Raw genomic sequence first — 14,302 nt, 5'->3', positions numbered from 1 at the left:
GCCTTGCGGGAAGGCGGGGATGCCATGTTCGCACCGAAACAGGCCCCTCGTCGCGGTGAACGTGTCATACGAGGGCAGGTAGTTCCGCGTCGGGCCGGGGCCCGAAGCCTCGACGACACCGGGGGTGGCTGATCGGCCAGTCAGCGGCCTCTTCCACGCTACGCAACGACCGGTTGGCCTTGTCGGGGTCCTGGTGCGAAGTCCAGCCGCAGTCGGACCCGTCGAAGACCTCGACAACTCGTACGCCGGCCTGCCGTGTCCTGTTGAGTGTGCCCGCGTTGTAGGCGACGGCGGACTTGGCCAGGGTCGCCGCCTCCGCCCAGTCCTTCACTGGGACGCGCGCTCCGTTGCGGTACACGACGTGCGTCAGCTTGTGCTTGGCGGCGAGCCGGTCGGCGAGGTTCTTGGCGGCCTGCTTCGCGGTCATGTTGCCTGCGGCCAGCAACGGCACCTCGCGGCGCGCAGCTTGGCGCGCGGCACGGTAGAACTGGCTGGCCATCCGTTCGGCCTCCTCGGAGCGCCGCAGGAAGTCGGCGTAGGAGTCCGCTGCGAGCGACTGGAGCGCGTCACGGTGGAACGTGGACCAGGTGAAGGTCGTGCCCAGGGCTTCGGCAGCCGTGCGCACGCCCTCTTCGTACAGATGGGGAAGCTGACGCTGTACGAACTGCCGTGCCTCTTGGTCCACGCGCTTCCGGAAGGCCGCGATAGCCTTCTTGAACTCCTCCAGAGTCGCCAGAGCGTACGGCGCTCGCGCGTTGTCCGCGAACTTGGTGATCACCTCGCGCTGCTTGGCAGCCAGGCGCTGCCAGGCGTCTTCAAGTACGGCGGCGACCCTGCGCGCGATCTCGTCGGGGTCTCCCGGTACCAGCGGCGGCCACTCGTACGGCACGGCCGCCCTACCTCGTGCGCCGGGACGGCAGGAGCGGCGCTGAGACCAGGTCGGCACTCGCCTCCCCAACAGCCGGGTCATCCGGTGCGACGAGTTCGGCAAGACCCGTGATCTGGCGTTCCAGTCCGGCGAGGTTGTTGCTCTGGTCGATGGTGACCACGCCGTCGACCGTCATGCGCAGTGGCTCGGCGAGCAGTTTGGCTCGGCGCTCGGCGAGGACTTCGGCGGCGACAGAGCGGGCACGGCCGAGGCGTGCGTATCGGGTGACGAGGTCCTGTTCGTCCGTGGCAGTGCCGAGCTGCGCCCGCAGCCAGGCGAGGAGGATCGGGTCCATCAGTGCTCCTGGATGGCCGTCACCCGCCCCCGCCTGGACGGGCGGGAACGGGCTGACGTATCTCGTGTGCTTACTCGTCGGTGTCGGCGGCCTTCCGGTGCCGCCGTGGCGCCGGCTGCGCGGGCTCGGCCTCGGCCTCGGGCTGCCCGGTGAAGCCGAAGGGCGGCGACACCTCCTACTTAGGCATGTCGGACTCAGGCTCCTCCTGGTTGGCCGTTGGCTCGTCGTCCTCCCACGCATGCGGGTTCGTGACCTCAGCGGCCAGTTCGCCGTCGGGTTCGTCACCGGGCTTCAGCACCACCCACTCGCGGGTCGTCGGGTGCTCGACACGTACGGCGGCTGCAAGGCGGCGGCCCATCAGATCACCTTCGCGACGATGTGAGCGTCCGGCGTGTGCAGCACGGGCATGCCGACTGCCGCTCCCTTGGTCCAGATCTGGACCGGATCGTCCTGGGCACCGCGGGTGATGATGATGCCCGGACGGTCCTCCTTGGTGATCTCCGGGTTCGTGCCGCGCGACAGGGCCAGGCCCTCGGCGGTCACGCCGAAGATGGTCTGCCCCCACTTCGCACGGTCTGGCGGCAGCATGATCCACCGGTCCTCCGGGAGCACCTTGGTCTGGACGCCGTCGACGCGCACCTGCCCCTTGTAGAAGGTGATCGGGGGCAGGCCGTAGTTGTCTCGCACGACGTTGATCTGCTGCGGAGTGAGCGTGGCCGTCGGAGTGTTGGAGGGGTTCACCGAGCCGTAGTACGCCGCCCTGTAGGCGTTGTTGGCCGCCAGGAACGAGAACGCTTTGCGGCTGGTGACCACCAGTTCCGGGAAGGGAGCACCCCGGTCGTCGAGGTACTGAATCCAGCCCAGCTCGTCCTTGATCGGGTCGGAGGTGGGGTCCGACCACAGCTTCGGCACGGTCGGAAGGTTGCCCGCCGGCACGCCCCAGTCGACCTCCGTGGTCAAACCGTTCTCCGCGACGAGCGAGAACTTGCCGTCGACTAGGACGTCACCCCAAGCCAGCTCGACTCGGGAACGGATCGCCTCGACGTGCCGCTCGGTGTCGTCGTACAGCAGCTCGACCAGCCGGTCCTCGTCCGCGCCTCGGGACGCCTCCAGCAGGATCTGCTCCTGCTCACCCACGAGGAGCTTCTGACCCAGCGGCGGCAGCATGCCCTCACGGGTAGTCTGCCACGCCTCGCGGGACGCGAACGGCACGCTCGCGTCGAAGGCCCGGTACTTCGCGACGTTGACGTACCGGCCGTTGTCCTTGACCCGCCATTTCACCTCGTCCTGCTCGAAGGTCGGGATGATCCCGCCGTCCTTGGTGAACAGGTGGTCCGCCGGCGAGGGGATCGCGCGGGCGAAGGTCGTGAGGTCGCGGGCAGCGACGTTCTTGATCAGATCCTGAATGGTCATCGTCGGCCGCCTCTCACACGTACCGGATCTGCGGACCGGTCATCGACGGGGTGACCTTGGTGGGGTCGATGCCGCCGGGGACCTTCGCAGCAACGACGACGCCGTGCCACAACAGCGCGGCGGGCACTTTCGCGGCGGTCGGCGCGAACAGAGCCTCGGCGAAGACGTGACCGGCGAGGTTCTGGCGGCCGTCGGTCGCCGTCGGATCGAACGCCCCGTACAGACCGCTCGCGGTGATCTTGCCAACGGGTACGCCGGACAGGACTCGGCTGTAGGGCTGGGCGGTGTCGGTCGACGCGACGGTATGCGTGCCCGCGGTCAGCTTCGACAGGTCGAGCGTGATGGTCTCGGTGGAGTCGGTGCCGTGCAGCGACGCGAGCCAGGCCCGGTCGGCAGTGTACGACGTCGACGTGGTGATGGGCTGGAGTGTCACAGCCGTCCTCCCATGGACGTGAAGCGAATCGGATTCGCGCGCTCACCTGGTTGTGGCGCCGTCCACGGGAGGTGCAAGGGGCGTGGTCCCCACGTCCGGCTATCCCGCCGGTGGGGTCATGGTGTGCGCCATGACGTCGCTTGACCTGGTCAGCCGGTGACGAAGCCCCGACGCCGGGCCATCTCCAGTCCTGCCGCGCCGGGCTTCGGTGGCACACCGGCACGCGAAGGCGGACCGCCGGCGGGAGAACCGCCGGGGGCGGGCGGTGTGACTGCGCTGATCCGACCGAACAGCTCGGGTCGCCGCTCCTTCAACTGCTCGGCAGCCGCAGCCACCGCATCCTCGTCGGCGTCGGGCTGATCGTCGAGCGCGCGGTCGATGAGGAGGATCGCGTCACTGAGGTCGTCTCCTGCTGCGCCGAGTCCGGCGAGGGCGGCGCGTCGGATGGCGATGCGCTCCCTGGCTGCAGCCTGCGCCTCGCGGGCCTCGGCCGCCCTCAGCTTCTCCTCGGCGGCCTGCTCCCTGCGTTCGATCTCCGTCAGCGCAGCCTGTTCGGCGTCGCGCTTGGTGGTGATGAACTCGGTCAGCGCCTCGGAGTTGTCGAAGCCGAGATCGCCGAGCAGCTTCTTCACGGCGGCGCGTCCGCCCTGCGTCTTCTCGCGGGCCAGCAGCCGTGACAGGTCTTCCTGCGTGACCGACCCGCCGGCCGTGCCGCCGTCGCCTTCGGGCTTGTTGGAGTCGTCCTCGGGTGAAGCACCGAGGATTGGGTAGATCGGCCGCCCGTCACGGCGGTGCCCGACCGGTTCGAGCGGGTTGGGGAGCGAGGGGCGCGTCATGCGTGAACCATCCACAGATCTCCAGCGCCCCCGCGCCATTGATCAGTGTAGCGAGCGCAAGCATCTGTCCAGCTCAGCCCTGACGTACCCCGTCGAGGCAAGATCACTGTCAGTGCCATCCCGTATCCTGACCGTCGTCGATCGAAGGGGGACCAGTGTCAACTGTGCGCTCTAGCCGCCGCATTGAGAGGGCAGGCGTCAATGCTCTTCGCGCGCTCCTTGAGGAAAACGACCACATCGTTCAGGAGATCGACGGAGGTAACGATCACGGCGAGGACATGATCGTGAACTTCACGCGCGGCGGGAAGCGGACTGGCTGCTGGATCGCCATCCAGGTAAAGAGCGGCAAAAAATACAAGCGCGCAAATGGGTACGCGATCCCTATCGAAGACCACTTCGACGATTGGCGCCAGAGTCGAATTCCAATCATCGGAGTCGTCTATGACATGAAGAAAAGAGAGCTCTTCTGGGTAAATTTGACCGAAAATCTCAAGGCCACCGACCAACACCCCGGCTGGGTGCAAATACCAAACACGTCACCGCTGTCGGAAGAGACTGTCCATCAGTTCTACACGGATGTCGCAACCTATGTCGGGGACACTAGGATGCATATTCGCGCGGCGACTCAAGAAGATGCGCTAACCGAAGCCGTCCGCGCAAGGCAGGGACTGGACCCCCTGACAGCACCCAATCCCCTATTCGAAGGCTTGGCCAGCTTCACCCTCCGCCACGAGGAGCGCCTTGGAGTCATCGCAAAAGACGTGCGCCGCTCTCTCCCGCTACTGATCTTGGTCACGATTATGGCGTGGGAGTGGCCTCGCCAAATCCGCTTCGCCGAGGGATCGCCGACCGTAAGTCCGACCCTGTGGGTACTCAACCTCTACGCCTTTATGTTTTTCATGGCGCTGACCATGTACTTTGAATTCCGAGCCGGGCGCTTCCCCAAAGAGACCTGGAGATGGCTCTCAGTCATCGCCAGCAATTTCCTTTGGATCCCATTCATAGATCCCGATGGAGATCGCGGTTGGTGGGGAACGACCTGGATCATAGCCGGGAGCATCACACCTGTAATCGGAATAGCATTCTTGTTTATCGCTTTCGTTCGCTTCGCTCGCGACCGAATGAAACTTCGACGTACATAAGACGCCTAATGGGCGCCAAGTTCCCGTCAGTTATCATTCACATCCGAGGGTTCGGATACAAAGCTATTCGACGAGATCCTCGGCAGCTCCAGTCCAGCTTTTGGAAGGCCGAGGTATTCACGCACAGCGGCGTTGTCCCCGGTTGCGTCCGCGAGGCGTGCAGCGGCCTCAAAGGCTCTGGACTGGATGCGCTCGATCTCCGCTTGGGCGTCGTCGATCGGGTATCCGGCGTCGATAAGCATGCGAATGCCGGTCTCCACCGACAGGACCCCGGCGCCGACGGCCTTGACCACCTCATCCAGGACGGCAGCGCGGTCGGTCGGGGTGTGCGGCCCCCACATCAGGCGCGCAGGAAGCGACTCCCCCGCGGGCCAGCCCTCTGCCTGCCCTGCCTGGTGGAGTCGTTGCACCATGCGCAGCAGGACGACGTACTTGTGGGTCCGGGCCAGGCGCATCGCGGCGACGAGCGAGTCCAGCGGGCCGAGTGCGAGTTGCAGGGCGTAGCCGGACGGCAGGGCGGTCGGGTCCAGCGTGCCCAGGCCAGCGGCGGTGAGGCGGCTGTTCGCGGCGATCCGGTCGAGGATATGGTCGACGCGGGCGCGCAGTTCTGCGAGCTGGGCAGATGTGTCGAGGACGTCCATGCGCCCGTTGTCGTTGAGCTGCCATACCGTCCCGGCCCGGACCTTGACGGGGAGGGGCTGTCCGGTGGCGCGGTCAATGGGTAGCCGTGCCCCGGCGAGGCCGATGATCGGTGAACCGGTGGTGGCTGAGGCGCCGGAGCTGTCGGTGTCGGTGGCGGACAGCTCGTCCAGGGCCTGAAGGACGGTGGCCACGGTGGGCTTACCCCAGTGCTCGCCGCTGGCCGGGATGGAGTTGGTGACCTGGACAAGGGGGATGAAGTCCACCATGAGGTCGAGGCGGTCGAGGACTTCGCCGTCTGACCGGACTCGGTAGGTGGCCTTGTCCATAGGCAGGGCGTAGAGGAAATCGGCGCACTTGAGGTCGTCCAGCTCCCATTCGGCGTCGGTGAGGTAGCAGGTCCACGGGGTCGGCCGTCCCGGCGCCCAGGGGTAGGTTCGCGTGATCGCGCCGGTCTCGCTGTTGAAGGAGTCGCCTGTGCTCAGGACCGGTGCGCCGTCGTCGGCGTAGATGTACTCGCGTACCGCGTTGCCGTTCTTCGCGGTGCCGCGTCGGCTCGCGGGAGCGATCGGGCCGAGTTCGTAGGTGATGCGGCGGAGCCTGGCCTTCAGGCCGCGCCGCTTGTCCTCGGGCAGCTCCCACGCCAGGTGCACCCGCATGGGGAACTCGGCACCGTCCTGCTCCCCGTCCTCCGGCCACTCCGGGAAGTACAGGCCGGGGTCCCAGGTGCGCAGCAGAACGCGGCCCTTGGCCGGTTCCCAGGCGAGGCTGTAGACCGCGTCGCCCAGCAGGATCGCGGTCCGCTCCGCCTGCTGGATGCGCAGCGGCAGGAGCTCCTTCTCCGCCCAGGCCCTCAGCTTGTCCTGAACGGCCAGCGCCACGGCGGCCTCGGTCGTCGGCTCGTCGTCGGCATGCTCCGCGCCCGCGACCGTGATGGTCTGCTCGGAGCCGAGGAGGTAGCCGAGCGCGGTGTCGACGAGCTTCGAGGCGTCGCCGAGCTCACGCCGTTCGGCCCCGGCTTCGTCGTCTCCGGTGATCGCGGCGACCTGGCCGGCCTGGTTGGAGTCGTACGCCGCGAGCAGACGGTAGGCGGCCAGGCGGCGCAGGTCTTCGTCAGGAACCCAGGACGAGGTCAGCTCTGCCCAGGTGTTCCGGCCCGGACGCCGTGGGTCCGCCATGACCGGCTTGTAGTCCAGCCAGCTCCAGACGTCGGTGATCAGCTCGCGCAGGCCCACGGTGCCCCTCCAGGCAGTCGGCCCCGCGCCGCAGGCAACACCCTACGTGCCCGATGCCCACATCAAGTCCGCATGTAACGAGTCCATAACACTCACGAGGAGCATGCGGGTGATTTCGCGGCGCTTTCGACGCATACACGCAGTTCCAGGGACTCGCGTTTTCAGGTGACGATCGCAAGTCACCCTCTTCCATCACGGTGACTGCGCTAGCCTTCATGTCATGGGAGGTGAGGCAGTGGCCAAGGATGAGCTGAAGGTAGGCGAGGTAGTAGCGCGGCGCGATCTGCACGCGCGCTTCGGTGGTACCCCTCAAGGCGGTATCTCTCCGTCGACCCAGGCTCGGATGGTGATGGCCTTTGTCGCTGAGCGACCAACCCCAGATGACTTCACAGGGTGGGGGGACGACGGAATCTTCCACTTCTCGGGCGTCGGCATGCACGGCGACCAGGAGATGACGCGGGGGAATCTGGCACTGCTGCGTCATAAGGAGCAGGGCCGCGCGGTGCACCTGTTCCACCAACTCCGTAGGTCTTCAGACGAACTAGGTCGGCTCTATCGCCACCTGGGTCGCTTCGAGGTCGACTCTGAGCAGCCGTACTACATCGCGGATGCTCCAGACGCGAACGGCCAGATGCGGACCGTGATCGTCTTCCGACTGCGGCCGGTAGGAGCCACCGTCCCCGATGGACCCCGCTTGCCGGTCACTCCGCTGACTGAAACGCGCATCACCAAGGCACCTGAGATCACCGTTGCTCGCGTGCGCCGACGGCCTCAGGAATCCACAAACGACATCCTCCGACGCTTGACCTTGGACTACGCGAGTCACCTGCACGGTCTCGGGCGGGAGGTCGTCAGCGCACAAGTACGAGTGAAGGGCGAGACCAGGATTGCCCGCGTCGATCTCCTGGACGCCACCGAGAACAGGCTCATCGAGGTGAAACACAACACCACCCGGCAGTCAGTTCGAAGTGCAATCGGCGCCCTGATGGACTATCGCCGCTTCTTCCACCCGACTCCCACCCTCACGCTGCTCGTGCCCGCAGAGCCGAGAGAGGACCTGCTCGACCTCTGCGCGTCCCTGTGCGTCGAGGTCGTATGGCCGAACCCTGAAGGAGGCTTCACGTCGACCCATGACTAACGGCTGAGGCAGTACGCGCACCGCAAATGCGCCGCCGCCCCAGCCGCCGTCTGGTTACCACAGGGGTCCTAGTCGCTGTGAGTAACCGTGTGCCCTTGTCCAGCAAAGAACAGGAGCTACACCATTATGTGCGAAAACAACGCCGTGCCCGAAGTCAGCAACGGCCACGACGCCACCGCGGCCCGAATGTACGGGCTCGCCCTGGTGGCCGGCGTGCTGCTGATCATCATCGGGGACACCAGCCCGGTCGAAGCGTCGGGATTCGTCTCCCCGTTCCTGGTCATGTTCGAGCAGCGGCGATAGCTAGTCGGTGGCGGTCGCTCCAGTGGTGCGACCGCCACCGTGCCCGAGGCAGATCACGGCCTATTCCCGGCCGCCTGGGCCACGGCATCGTCGTATCCGGGCATTCCTGGCGCCGGGAATGAGGAGCACGCGGACAGAAAGCCGTCTCGGTCGCCCGCGCTCTGCTGGCGCTCATCGAGCTGGTCCCACCGTTCCGCGCACTCCTTCTCGCTCGGGCTGGAGTAGGCAGGCGGCGTGCCGTCGTTGATCTTCTCCCGCTGCAAGGCCATCCCTTCGCTGCGCCCAAGCCAATACGTCTCGCGTACGCGATCGAGGTGTGCGGCGCGCTGTTCCTCGGTCGTCGGCTTCTCCGCTCCGGCCGAACAGCCCGTGAGGCACGCGATCGCGAGGGCGGCAGTGCACAGGACTGTGGTCCAACTCCCCCTGGTCCCCATGATCGTGAGGCTAGCAGCGGTCTCGGACTCGGGAACGGGCTGGGCCGTTTCCTCTTGGGGCCGTTTCCGGGACCGCCGCAGGTGCGGGTCAGCGACGGCCGCCGAAGCGACTGTCGACAATGTCCGTTGGCAGCGTATCGAGTTGATCTGGATCGGCCAGTTCCGTAAGTCCATGCACGGCTGCGTCCATTCGGTCCGGGCTGTCCATTCCTTCGACCCAGGTGACCATCTGGTCTTCCAGCTCGGTGTACTCACCGACGTGGTGAACGAGCTGCTGTTCGTAGAGCTGGGCCACGGGCGCAGCGCGGAGGCGCTTGCCTACCTTGGCGGTGACCTCCAGGATCATCGGCATGAGCAGGCCCTTGGTGACGCCCTCACGGCGTAGCTGCTCCCATGCCTGCGTGACGATCTGCCTTGCCATGTCTCCGCCGTAGTTCTTCTCGACCACGATGGCGTCTGCCTTGAGTTCGAGGGCAAGTCGGCAGGCGGCGAGGCCCCAGTCGTTGGCGCCCATGGAGCCTGACCGGTCAGCGAGGACGTAGAGCTGCCGGTCGAAGTCCCGGCCCACGCCGATGACGCCGGTCTCGTCGCCGACGGTGGACTCTCCGCCGGCGGGGTCGACGGCCACGACGATGCGCGCCATGTCGATGCCGGAGAACTGGACGGCGTTGATCCTGGCGGTGTCGATCCACTCGCGCTTCCAGACGCCTCCCTCCGGCGGACGCGGCTTTTGCATGTAGAGGGCGCCCCAGACCCGTTCGCCGACACGCTTGCGGGTTCGGGCGTGGTGGGCTGCGTCGAACCGCTGGGGCCACAACGGCTCGCCGGGTTCCCGGCCGAGCGGGTCGTCGGGGCTGTCGGCGAGAGCTGGTAGGTCGATGACGCGCCACGCGTCGCGCTCGGTGGCGAGGATGCGTCCGGCGAGGTCATCTTCGTGCCAGCGGGTCTGGATCAGGCAGATGGCGCCGGTCGGTTCGAGTCGGGTCTGTATGACGGAGGTCCACCAGTCCCAGGCGCGCTTGCGCATGGTCGGAGAGTCCGCGTCGGCCATGTCCTTGACCGGGTCGTCCACGATGGCGATGTGGGCGCCGCGTCCGGTGAGGCCACCTCCGATGCCCGCCGCGAGGAGCCCGCCTTCGCCGCCGACGATGTCGAAGCGGTTGGCGGCCTTGCTGCCGAGCGCGAGCTGGATGCCGAGGTCGTCGCCCCAGGTGTAGATGGCGTCCCTGATCCAGCGGCCGTGGTCGTCGGCCAGGTCGGCGGAGTAGCTGGCGATCATCATGCGGTGGCCGGGGTTGCGCCGGAGGTACCAGAGCGGTGCCCAGCGCGAGGCGCGTCGGCTCTTGCCATGCCGCGGGGGCATGGTGAGCATGACGCGGTCGCACCGGCCCTCGGCCATGTCGATGAAGGCACGGTCGATCAGGTCCAGGTGCGGCGCCTGCATCTCCCGCCCGCCGGTGAGGACGGCGGCGAGGGCTCCCGGCGAGCGGTCCATGGCCAACTGCCGTTCCGCGCGTGCCAGCTCAGCCCGCAGCGTTGGGGAGGCGGACCGAGCGATAGCGCGGCGCTGGGCCGGGGGGAGCGTCTTGTACTGGGCGATGACGCTCTCGTTGTCGCGGGGCCTCATTCGGCGTCCGGATCGGTGAGGGCGATCAGGGCGTCGAGTTCGTCGGCGGTGACGTTCTCGATCTGCATCGGCCCGCCGTCGGGGCCGGACAGTTCCGTCCTGACGGGCATGTCGAGGCCGAGCAGCCGGGCGCGCCGCTCCATGATCCGCAGGGTTCGGTCGATCGCCGCGAGGTCCTGGTCGCGGACCGCCTTCTTGTACGCCACGAAGAACAGCCGGTCGAGCCGGTCGGCTTCCAGCGCGCGCAGTTCGTCTACGTCGTCGTTCAGCTCGGCACGGCGGTCGGCGAGGGCAGTGCGGACATCGCGGCAGGCCGCGTGGATCAGGGCCTCATCAGTGGGCGGGTCCTGGTTCTTGCGGTACCGCTCGATGCCATAGCCCTGGGGGTAGGCGATGCCGTCAGAGTTGGCGGTCGGATCGGCGGCGAGCTTGCGGGCGATCGTGAGCCAGTCCACGCCGGCGAGTCGCAGGTCGATGGCGTCCGAGCGGCGGCGCGCGATGGCCGCACGCGCGGCTTTGTCGGGGCGTCCCACGGCGGGGGTCCTCCACAGCTCGGGTGCGCCCCCGCGCCCGGGTCCATAATCGCACCGTCGGCAGGAACCGGCGCTCCGCCACTTCACCGGTTCCGCAGACAGCGACTCTGCGGCCCACTACCATTTCGGGTGAAAGTCCGGGAAGCCCCCACAGTTGAAGGGCGTGCGCTCCCGGATGCTCCGAGAAGTCCGGGTGGATCCAGCGGCCTGCCTGACTGACCACGGTGCACGGACGAGCGACCCACTTTCGCACCACACACGAAGGAGCCAGAAAAGTCTGAAGGTCCTGAGTTTCTATCGCGGGTACGGAACTCAGTTCAGCCACGAGTTGTGGCCGAGCTGAGCATGCCTGCCCGCATTCAGTTCGGCCCTGTACAGAAAGGGACCGAACGGTGGACTCGTCTGCGGTTCTTTGGATTCTCGCTTGGTCGGGCGTGATCTCTGTTTTGATCTTCGTCCTGACTGGAATCCTGGGGCAACTCATCCCCTTGATCAGGGCATGGCGCAAGCTGCGCAGCACTTTTCGGGACGACAGCGAGCGGAACCATTCGACAGGGCGTGGGACGCCGCCTGCACCGGAGAGTGCAGATGCGCCGACCGCCGACCCGGTGCAGTCCGAAACTGCTGGATCAGAGGTCGGCGCGGAGCGGCGTGGCGAGGCGGATTCTGCCGCGCCAGCGCCGCCGTCACATCAGTGACATCTGCTCGCCTTCACCTGGCCTCCTGGGCGGGATGAACTCCGGCGGCGCATCCGGCGCATTGCGGTGAGCCCGCAGCCACCAGGCGAACTGGTAGTTCCGGCAGGTGCGGTAGCGCACGGAGTTCCGGCGCGGCTCTGTCGGCGGGATGTTGTGCTCGCCCCATCCGGTGATGGGGCGAGCATTGTCCAGGTGAACGAAAAGGCCGGGCACGAGGGCGGGCCCTTCCCACTCTTCTCCCGGTGCGCCCTCGAAGGCCAGATGGGCGTTCTGGCTCCAGTTCCATGGGTTGGGCAGAGCGCACAGGTACCAGGCCAGCGGCGGGTTTTCCTGCGGGAGTTCGAGGGCCTGGTGCCGGCGGCGGACGTCCACCCGAGGGCGGTCGGGCTGGCCGAAGCTGCGCAGGCAGTGCTGATCGAGGGCGACGTGTCGCACGCCAGCCAGCCACATGATGTGGTACCGACTTCGCGATTCGATCTGTATCTGTATTCGCTGCGACATGCGCTCCCCAATTGCGTTTCCTATTTGGCGAGAGATTCATTTCTCTCTACTACCAATTTTATCAAATTTCCCACCAATTCCAGATGCCTGTCATGACGGAAGCCATTCGGGTACGGCATATTGAATTCCTCTTCGAATGCCTTCTCGTATTCCTCTTTCGGGAGCGCGATGGGACGGCGGCATGTCGCCTTCAGGTTGGACCCGCTGACGTCCGTGACCTTCACGTCCTCGAAGTAGCGGCGCAGCATGGGCTCCAGCGTCTCGGGGGTGTGGAAGCGGAGCTTCTGCCACTTCCCCTTGACGAAGTTCATCTCGACGTTGTGCTCGTCGAGGAAGCTCATCTTCGTGGTCGCGGTCTGGGAGGTGACGCGCTTGGCCTGCTCGTCGCGGAGTTCGCGGGCGAGGCTCCGTGTGCCGAGGCAGACCACTCCGTCGGCAGCGCACAGGGCGTTAACGGTGGTCATCACCCAGTGCTGGTAGTCGAGCGAGGTGGTGGCATTGATGACGGAGTCCAGGACAACGACGTCGTACAGTCCGTTGGCCTGGATGTCCTTGTCGATGTCGCGGATCATGCCGACGACGGCCCGGATGTCGACGGCGTACGAGCCGTCCCGGCAGCGGTAGGGCTCGTAGTCGTGGATGTCGAAGCCCTTGGCGCGCAGGTGCTTGGCGTAGTCGCCGTATCCGGCGCCGAAGTCGACCACGCGGTGAGTGGGCTTGAGCCACGGTGTGACGAGCTGGTCCCAGGTCTCGGAGCCGTAGGCGAGCTTGCCCGCCTTGGCCTTGGAGGAGAACTGGCGGAGCCGCTTGGGCTGGACGATGTGCTGGTTCCAGACGGGCGCCTTGCTCTCGATGGCGCTCCAGTCGTAGACGCCGTACTCGCCGGTGAGGTCGGCGTGGAGCTGGGCGGCGTCGGCCGAGGCCACGGTCCAGGCGAGGAGGTCGAAGCGCGAGAAGGAGGCGACGACGGCGTACTCGGCGTTGAGGACGATGCGGCCCTGGTCGTCGATGACGACGCTGCCCCAGGGGCCGTGGCCGGCGGTCATGTGGCCGATGGCGTTGACGAAGGAGAGGTTCTTGCGCTCGGCGACGCGGATGGACTGCCACGGGATCCAGGACCAGGAGCCCATCTCCCCAGGCTCCGCGTAGACGACGCTGGCCTCGGTCTCCACCCGGTTGTGCAGCAGGTTGAACTGGATCTCGTCCTGGAGGCGGACCTTCGTGCCGAGCATGACCGCGGGGGTGTGGGTCATGCCGATGGCCTTGAGGCCCTTCGTCCTCTGGTGGCCTGCGACCAGCGTGCCGTCCGCGTTGAGGATCACCGGCTTGACGACTCCGTGGCGGCGCAGCGATGCCTGGAGCCGGACGAAGGCCGTCTCGCTGAGGCGGCGCGGGTTGTAGTCGGCGGGGCGCAGTTGATCGAGCGGGTACGACTCGTAGAACGTCGTCGTGGGTGCCTTGCTCATGCGGCGTCGCCCTCCTGGTGGGCTTCCTGGAGGACATGCCAGCCGAAGCCGAGGTCGCTGTTGGTGTCGTCGACGAACTTCGTGTAGATGGCGTTGAGGGCTTCGACCTCTTCGGAGGTGATCCGTACCCGCTTGGACTCCCACTGGAGGTAGCCCCACTGGAGGTAGTCCACTGTGGCGGCGGCTCCGGTGCCCGCGCCGTCGGAGGTCAGCTCCAGCGTCTCGGGGAGCGAGGTGTCGTCCAGAAGCCGGTCGACGCTCTCGCGGTCGTACCCGGTACCGGCGAGGTCGGGGATCTCGGAGAGGACTTCGGCCAGCAGGGCGGTGTCGTATCCCGCGAGGTCGTTGGTCCGGTTGTCGACGATGACGATGCGTGCTGCGGCTTCGTCATCGACGTCGATCCAGGTGGCCGCGATGTGCTCCCAGCCGAGCTGCTGGGCGGCGGCCACGGTGTGGTTGCCTGCCAGGATCTCGTTGGGCCGTCCGGTGTGGGTGCCCTTGTTGACCACGACGGGCCGGTATTGGCCGTTGACCGTCAGCGACTCGGCGATGGCCGGGAGGTCGCCGGTGCGGGGGTTGCGGTGGTACGGGGCCAGGTCGCCGATCGGAACGGCGAGCGGCAGAAGCTGTTCGGGGATGTTGGCGAGCGTGGTCACGGGCGTCCCTTGTGTAGGCCGTTCC

At 66.7% G+C, this 14,302-nt stretch carries 16 protein-coding genes; 4 read left to right on the top strand and 12 right to left on the bottom strand.

The window, feature by feature from the left end:
- Positions 1 to 64 precede the first annotated feature (64 nt).
- Together KGS77_RS24990 and KGS77_RS24985 are read right to left on the bottom strand one after the other, a co-directional pair.
- Positions 65 to 889, bottom strand: coding sequence for a hypothetical protein (locus tag KGS77_RS24990; protein WP_242585204.1), 825 nt, complete (start codon positions 887 to 889; stop codon positions 65 to 67).
- Between the two features lie 7 nt (positions 890 to 896).
- Complete coding sequence (locus KGS77_RS24985; protein ID WP_242585203.1) at positions 897 to 1,223, bottom strand: hypothetical protein; 327 nt, start codon at positions 1,221 to 1,223, stop codon at positions 897 to 899.
- A 238-nt stretch (positions 1,224 to 1,461) separates the two neighbouring features.
- On the opposite strand from KGS77_RS24985, the gene KGS77_RS24980 reads away from it, so the two are divergent.
- Entirely contained in the window at positions 1,462 to 1,605 is a 144-nt protein-coding gene (locus KGS77_RS24980; protein WP_242585202.1) for a hypothetical protein, read from the top strand.
- On the opposite strand, the gene KGS77_RS24975 is transcribed toward KGS77_RS24980, so the two are convergent.
- From KGS77_RS24975 to KGS77_RS24965, 3 genes are all read right to left on the bottom strand, one after another.
- Positions 1,581 to 2,636, bottom strand: a complete 1,056-nt coding sequence (locus KGS77_RS24975; protein ID WP_242585201.1) for a major capsid protein — start codon at positions 2,634 to 2,636, stop codon at positions 1,581 to 1,583. The two genes, KGS77_RS24980 and KGS77_RS24975, sit on opposite strands and share 25 nt — an antisense overlap.
- A 13-nt stretch (positions 2,637 to 2,649) precedes the next feature.
- Entirely contained in the window at positions 2,650 to 3,069 is a 420-nt protein-coding gene (locus KGS77_RS24970) for a head decoration protein (RefSeq protein WP_242585200.1), read from the bottom strand.
- A gap of 149 nt (positions 3,070 to 3,218) precedes the next feature.
- Positions 3,219 to 3,905, bottom strand: coding sequence for a hypothetical protein (locus KGS77_RS24965; protein WP_242585199.1), 687 nt, complete (start codon positions 3,903 to 3,905; stop codon positions 3,219 to 3,221).
- A gap of 155 nt (positions 3,906 to 4,060) precedes the next feature.
- Between KGS77_RS24965 and KGS77_RS24960 the strand changes: the two genes are divergently transcribed.
- Complete coding sequence (locus KGS77_RS24960) at positions 4,061 to 5,047, top strand: DUF4365 domain-containing protein (RefSeq protein WP_242585198.1); 987 nt, start codon at positions 4,061 to 4,063, stop codon at positions 5,045 to 5,047.
- A 26-nt stretch (positions 5,048 to 5,073) separates the two neighbouring features.
- Here KGS77_RS24960 and KGS77_RS24955 read toward each other — a convergent pair whose 3' ends face one another.
- On the bottom strand, positions 5,074 to 6,921 hold the full coding sequence (locus KGS77_RS24955) for a hypothetical protein (RefSeq protein WP_242585197.1): 1,848 nt from the start codon (positions 6,919 to 6,921) through the stop codon (positions 5,074 to 5,076).
- Between the two features lie 235 nt (positions 6,922 to 7,156).
- Here KGS77_RS24955 and KGS77_RS24950 point away from each other — a divergent pair, with 235 nt between their 5' ends.
- Together KGS77_RS24950 and KGS77_RS24945 are read left to right on the top strand one after the other, a co-directional pair.
- Positions 7,157 to 8,059 carry a restriction endonuclease gene (locus tag KGS77_RS24950; RefSeq protein WP_242585196.1) on the top strand — a complete coding sequence of 301 codons (903 nt, stop codon included), beginning with the start codon at positions 7,157 to 7,159 and terminating at the stop codon, positions 8,057 to 8,059.
- Positions 8,060 to 8,185: 126 nt separating this feature from the next.
- On the top strand, positions 8,186 to 8,362 hold the full coding sequence (locus tag KGS77_RS24945) for a hypothetical protein (RefSeq protein ID WP_242585195.1): 177 nt from the start codon (positions 8,186 to 8,188) through the stop codon (positions 8,360 to 8,362).
- A 53-nt stretch (positions 8,363 to 8,415) separates the two neighbouring features.
- Here KGS77_RS24945 and KGS77_RS24940 read toward each other — a convergent pair whose 3' ends face one another.
- From KGS77_RS24940 to KGS77_RS24915, 6 genes are all read right to left on the bottom strand, one after another.
- Positions 8,416 to 8,796 carry a hypothetical protein gene (locus tag KGS77_RS24940; protein ID WP_242585194.1) on the bottom strand — a complete coding sequence of 127 codons (381 nt, stop codon included), beginning with the start codon at positions 8,794 to 8,796 and terminating at the stop codon, positions 8,416 to 8,418.
- Positions 8,797 to 8,884: 88 nt separating this feature from the next.
- Positions 8,885 to 10,423, bottom strand: coding sequence for a terminase family protein (locus KGS77_RS24935; protein ID WP_242585193.1), 1,539 nt, complete (start codon positions 10,421 to 10,423; stop codon positions 8,885 to 8,887).
- Complete coding sequence (locus tag KGS77_RS24930; protein ID WP_242585192.1) at positions 10,420 to 10,956, bottom strand: hypothetical protein; 537 nt, start codon at positions 10,954 to 10,956, stop codon at positions 10,420 to 10,422. The genes KGS77_RS24935 and KGS77_RS24930 overlap by 4 nt, the downstream gene beginning before the upstream one ends.
- A gap of 686 nt (positions 10,957 to 11,642) precedes the next feature.
- Complete coding sequence (locus KGS77_RS24925) at positions 11,643 to 12,155, bottom strand: hypothetical protein (protein WP_242585191.1); 513 nt, start codon at positions 12,153 to 12,155, stop codon at positions 11,643 to 11,645.
- Positions 12,156 to 12,175: 20 nt separating this feature from the next.
- Positions 12,176 to 13,621: a methyltransferase domain-containing protein gene (locus KGS77_RS24920; RefSeq protein ID WP_242585190.1), complete on the bottom strand. Its 1,446-nt coding sequence runs from the start codon at positions 13,619 to 13,621 to the stop codon at positions 12,176 to 12,178.
- Positions 13,618 to 14,277 carry a ParB/RepB/Spo0J family partition protein gene (locus KGS77_RS24915; RefSeq protein WP_242585189.1) on the bottom strand — a complete coding sequence of 220 codons (660 nt, stop codon included), beginning with the start codon at positions 14,275 to 14,277 and terminating at the stop codon, positions 13,618 to 13,620. The genes KGS77_RS24920 and KGS77_RS24915 overlap by 4 nt, the downstream gene beginning before the upstream one ends.
- Positions 14,278 to 14,302: the final 25 nt, after the last annotated feature.

Source organism: Streptomyces sp. MST-110588, assembly GCF_022695595.1.
In the GTDB taxonomy this organism is placed as follows: Bacteria; Actinomycetota; Actinomycetes; order Streptomycetales; family Streptomycetaceae; genus Streptomyces.
This window is presented reverse-complemented; position numbering and strand designations above follow the sequence as displayed.

What these genes read in the sequence shown, in the direction of transcription:
- KGS77_RS24945 (WP_242585195.1), top strand. Translation starts at nt 8,186, where the DNA reads ATGTGCGAAAACAACGCCGTGCCCGAAGTCAGCAACGGCCACGACGCC.
- KGS77_RS24965 (WP_242585199.1), bottom strand. Translation starts at nt 3,905, where the DNA reads ATGACGCGCCCCTCGCTCCCCAACCCGCTCGAACCGGTCGGGCACCGC.
- KGS77_RS24920 (WP_242585190.1), bottom strand. Translation starts at nt 13,621, where the DNA reads ATGAGCAAGGCACCCACGACGACGTTCTACGAGTCGTACCCGCTCGAT.
- KGS77_RS24940 (WP_242585194.1), bottom strand. Translation starts at nt 8,796, where the DNA reads ATGGGGACCAGGGGGAGTTGGACCACAGTCCTGTGCACTGCCGCCCTC.
- KGS77_RS24985 (WP_242585203.1), bottom strand. Translation starts at nt 1,223, where the DNA reads ATGGACCCGATCCTCCTCGCCTGGCTGCGGGCGCAGCTCGGCACTGCC.
- KGS77_RS24980 (WP_242585202.1), top strand. Translation starts at nt 1,462, where the DNA reads ATGCGGGTTCGTGACCTCAGCGGCCAGTTCGCCGTCGGGTTCGTCACC.
- KGS77_RS24925 (WP_242585191.1), bottom strand. Translation starts at nt 12,155, where the DNA reads ATGTCGCAGCGAATACAGATACAGATCGAATCGCGAAGTCGGTACCAC.
- KGS77_RS24935 (WP_242585193.1), bottom strand. Translation starts at nt 10,423, where the DNA reads ATGAGGCCCCGCGACAACGAGAGCGTCATCGCCCAGTACAAGACGCTC.
- KGS77_RS24975 (WP_242585201.1), bottom strand. Translation starts at nt 2,636, where the DNA reads ATGACCATTCAGGATCTGATCAAGAACGTCGCTGCCCGCGACCTCACG.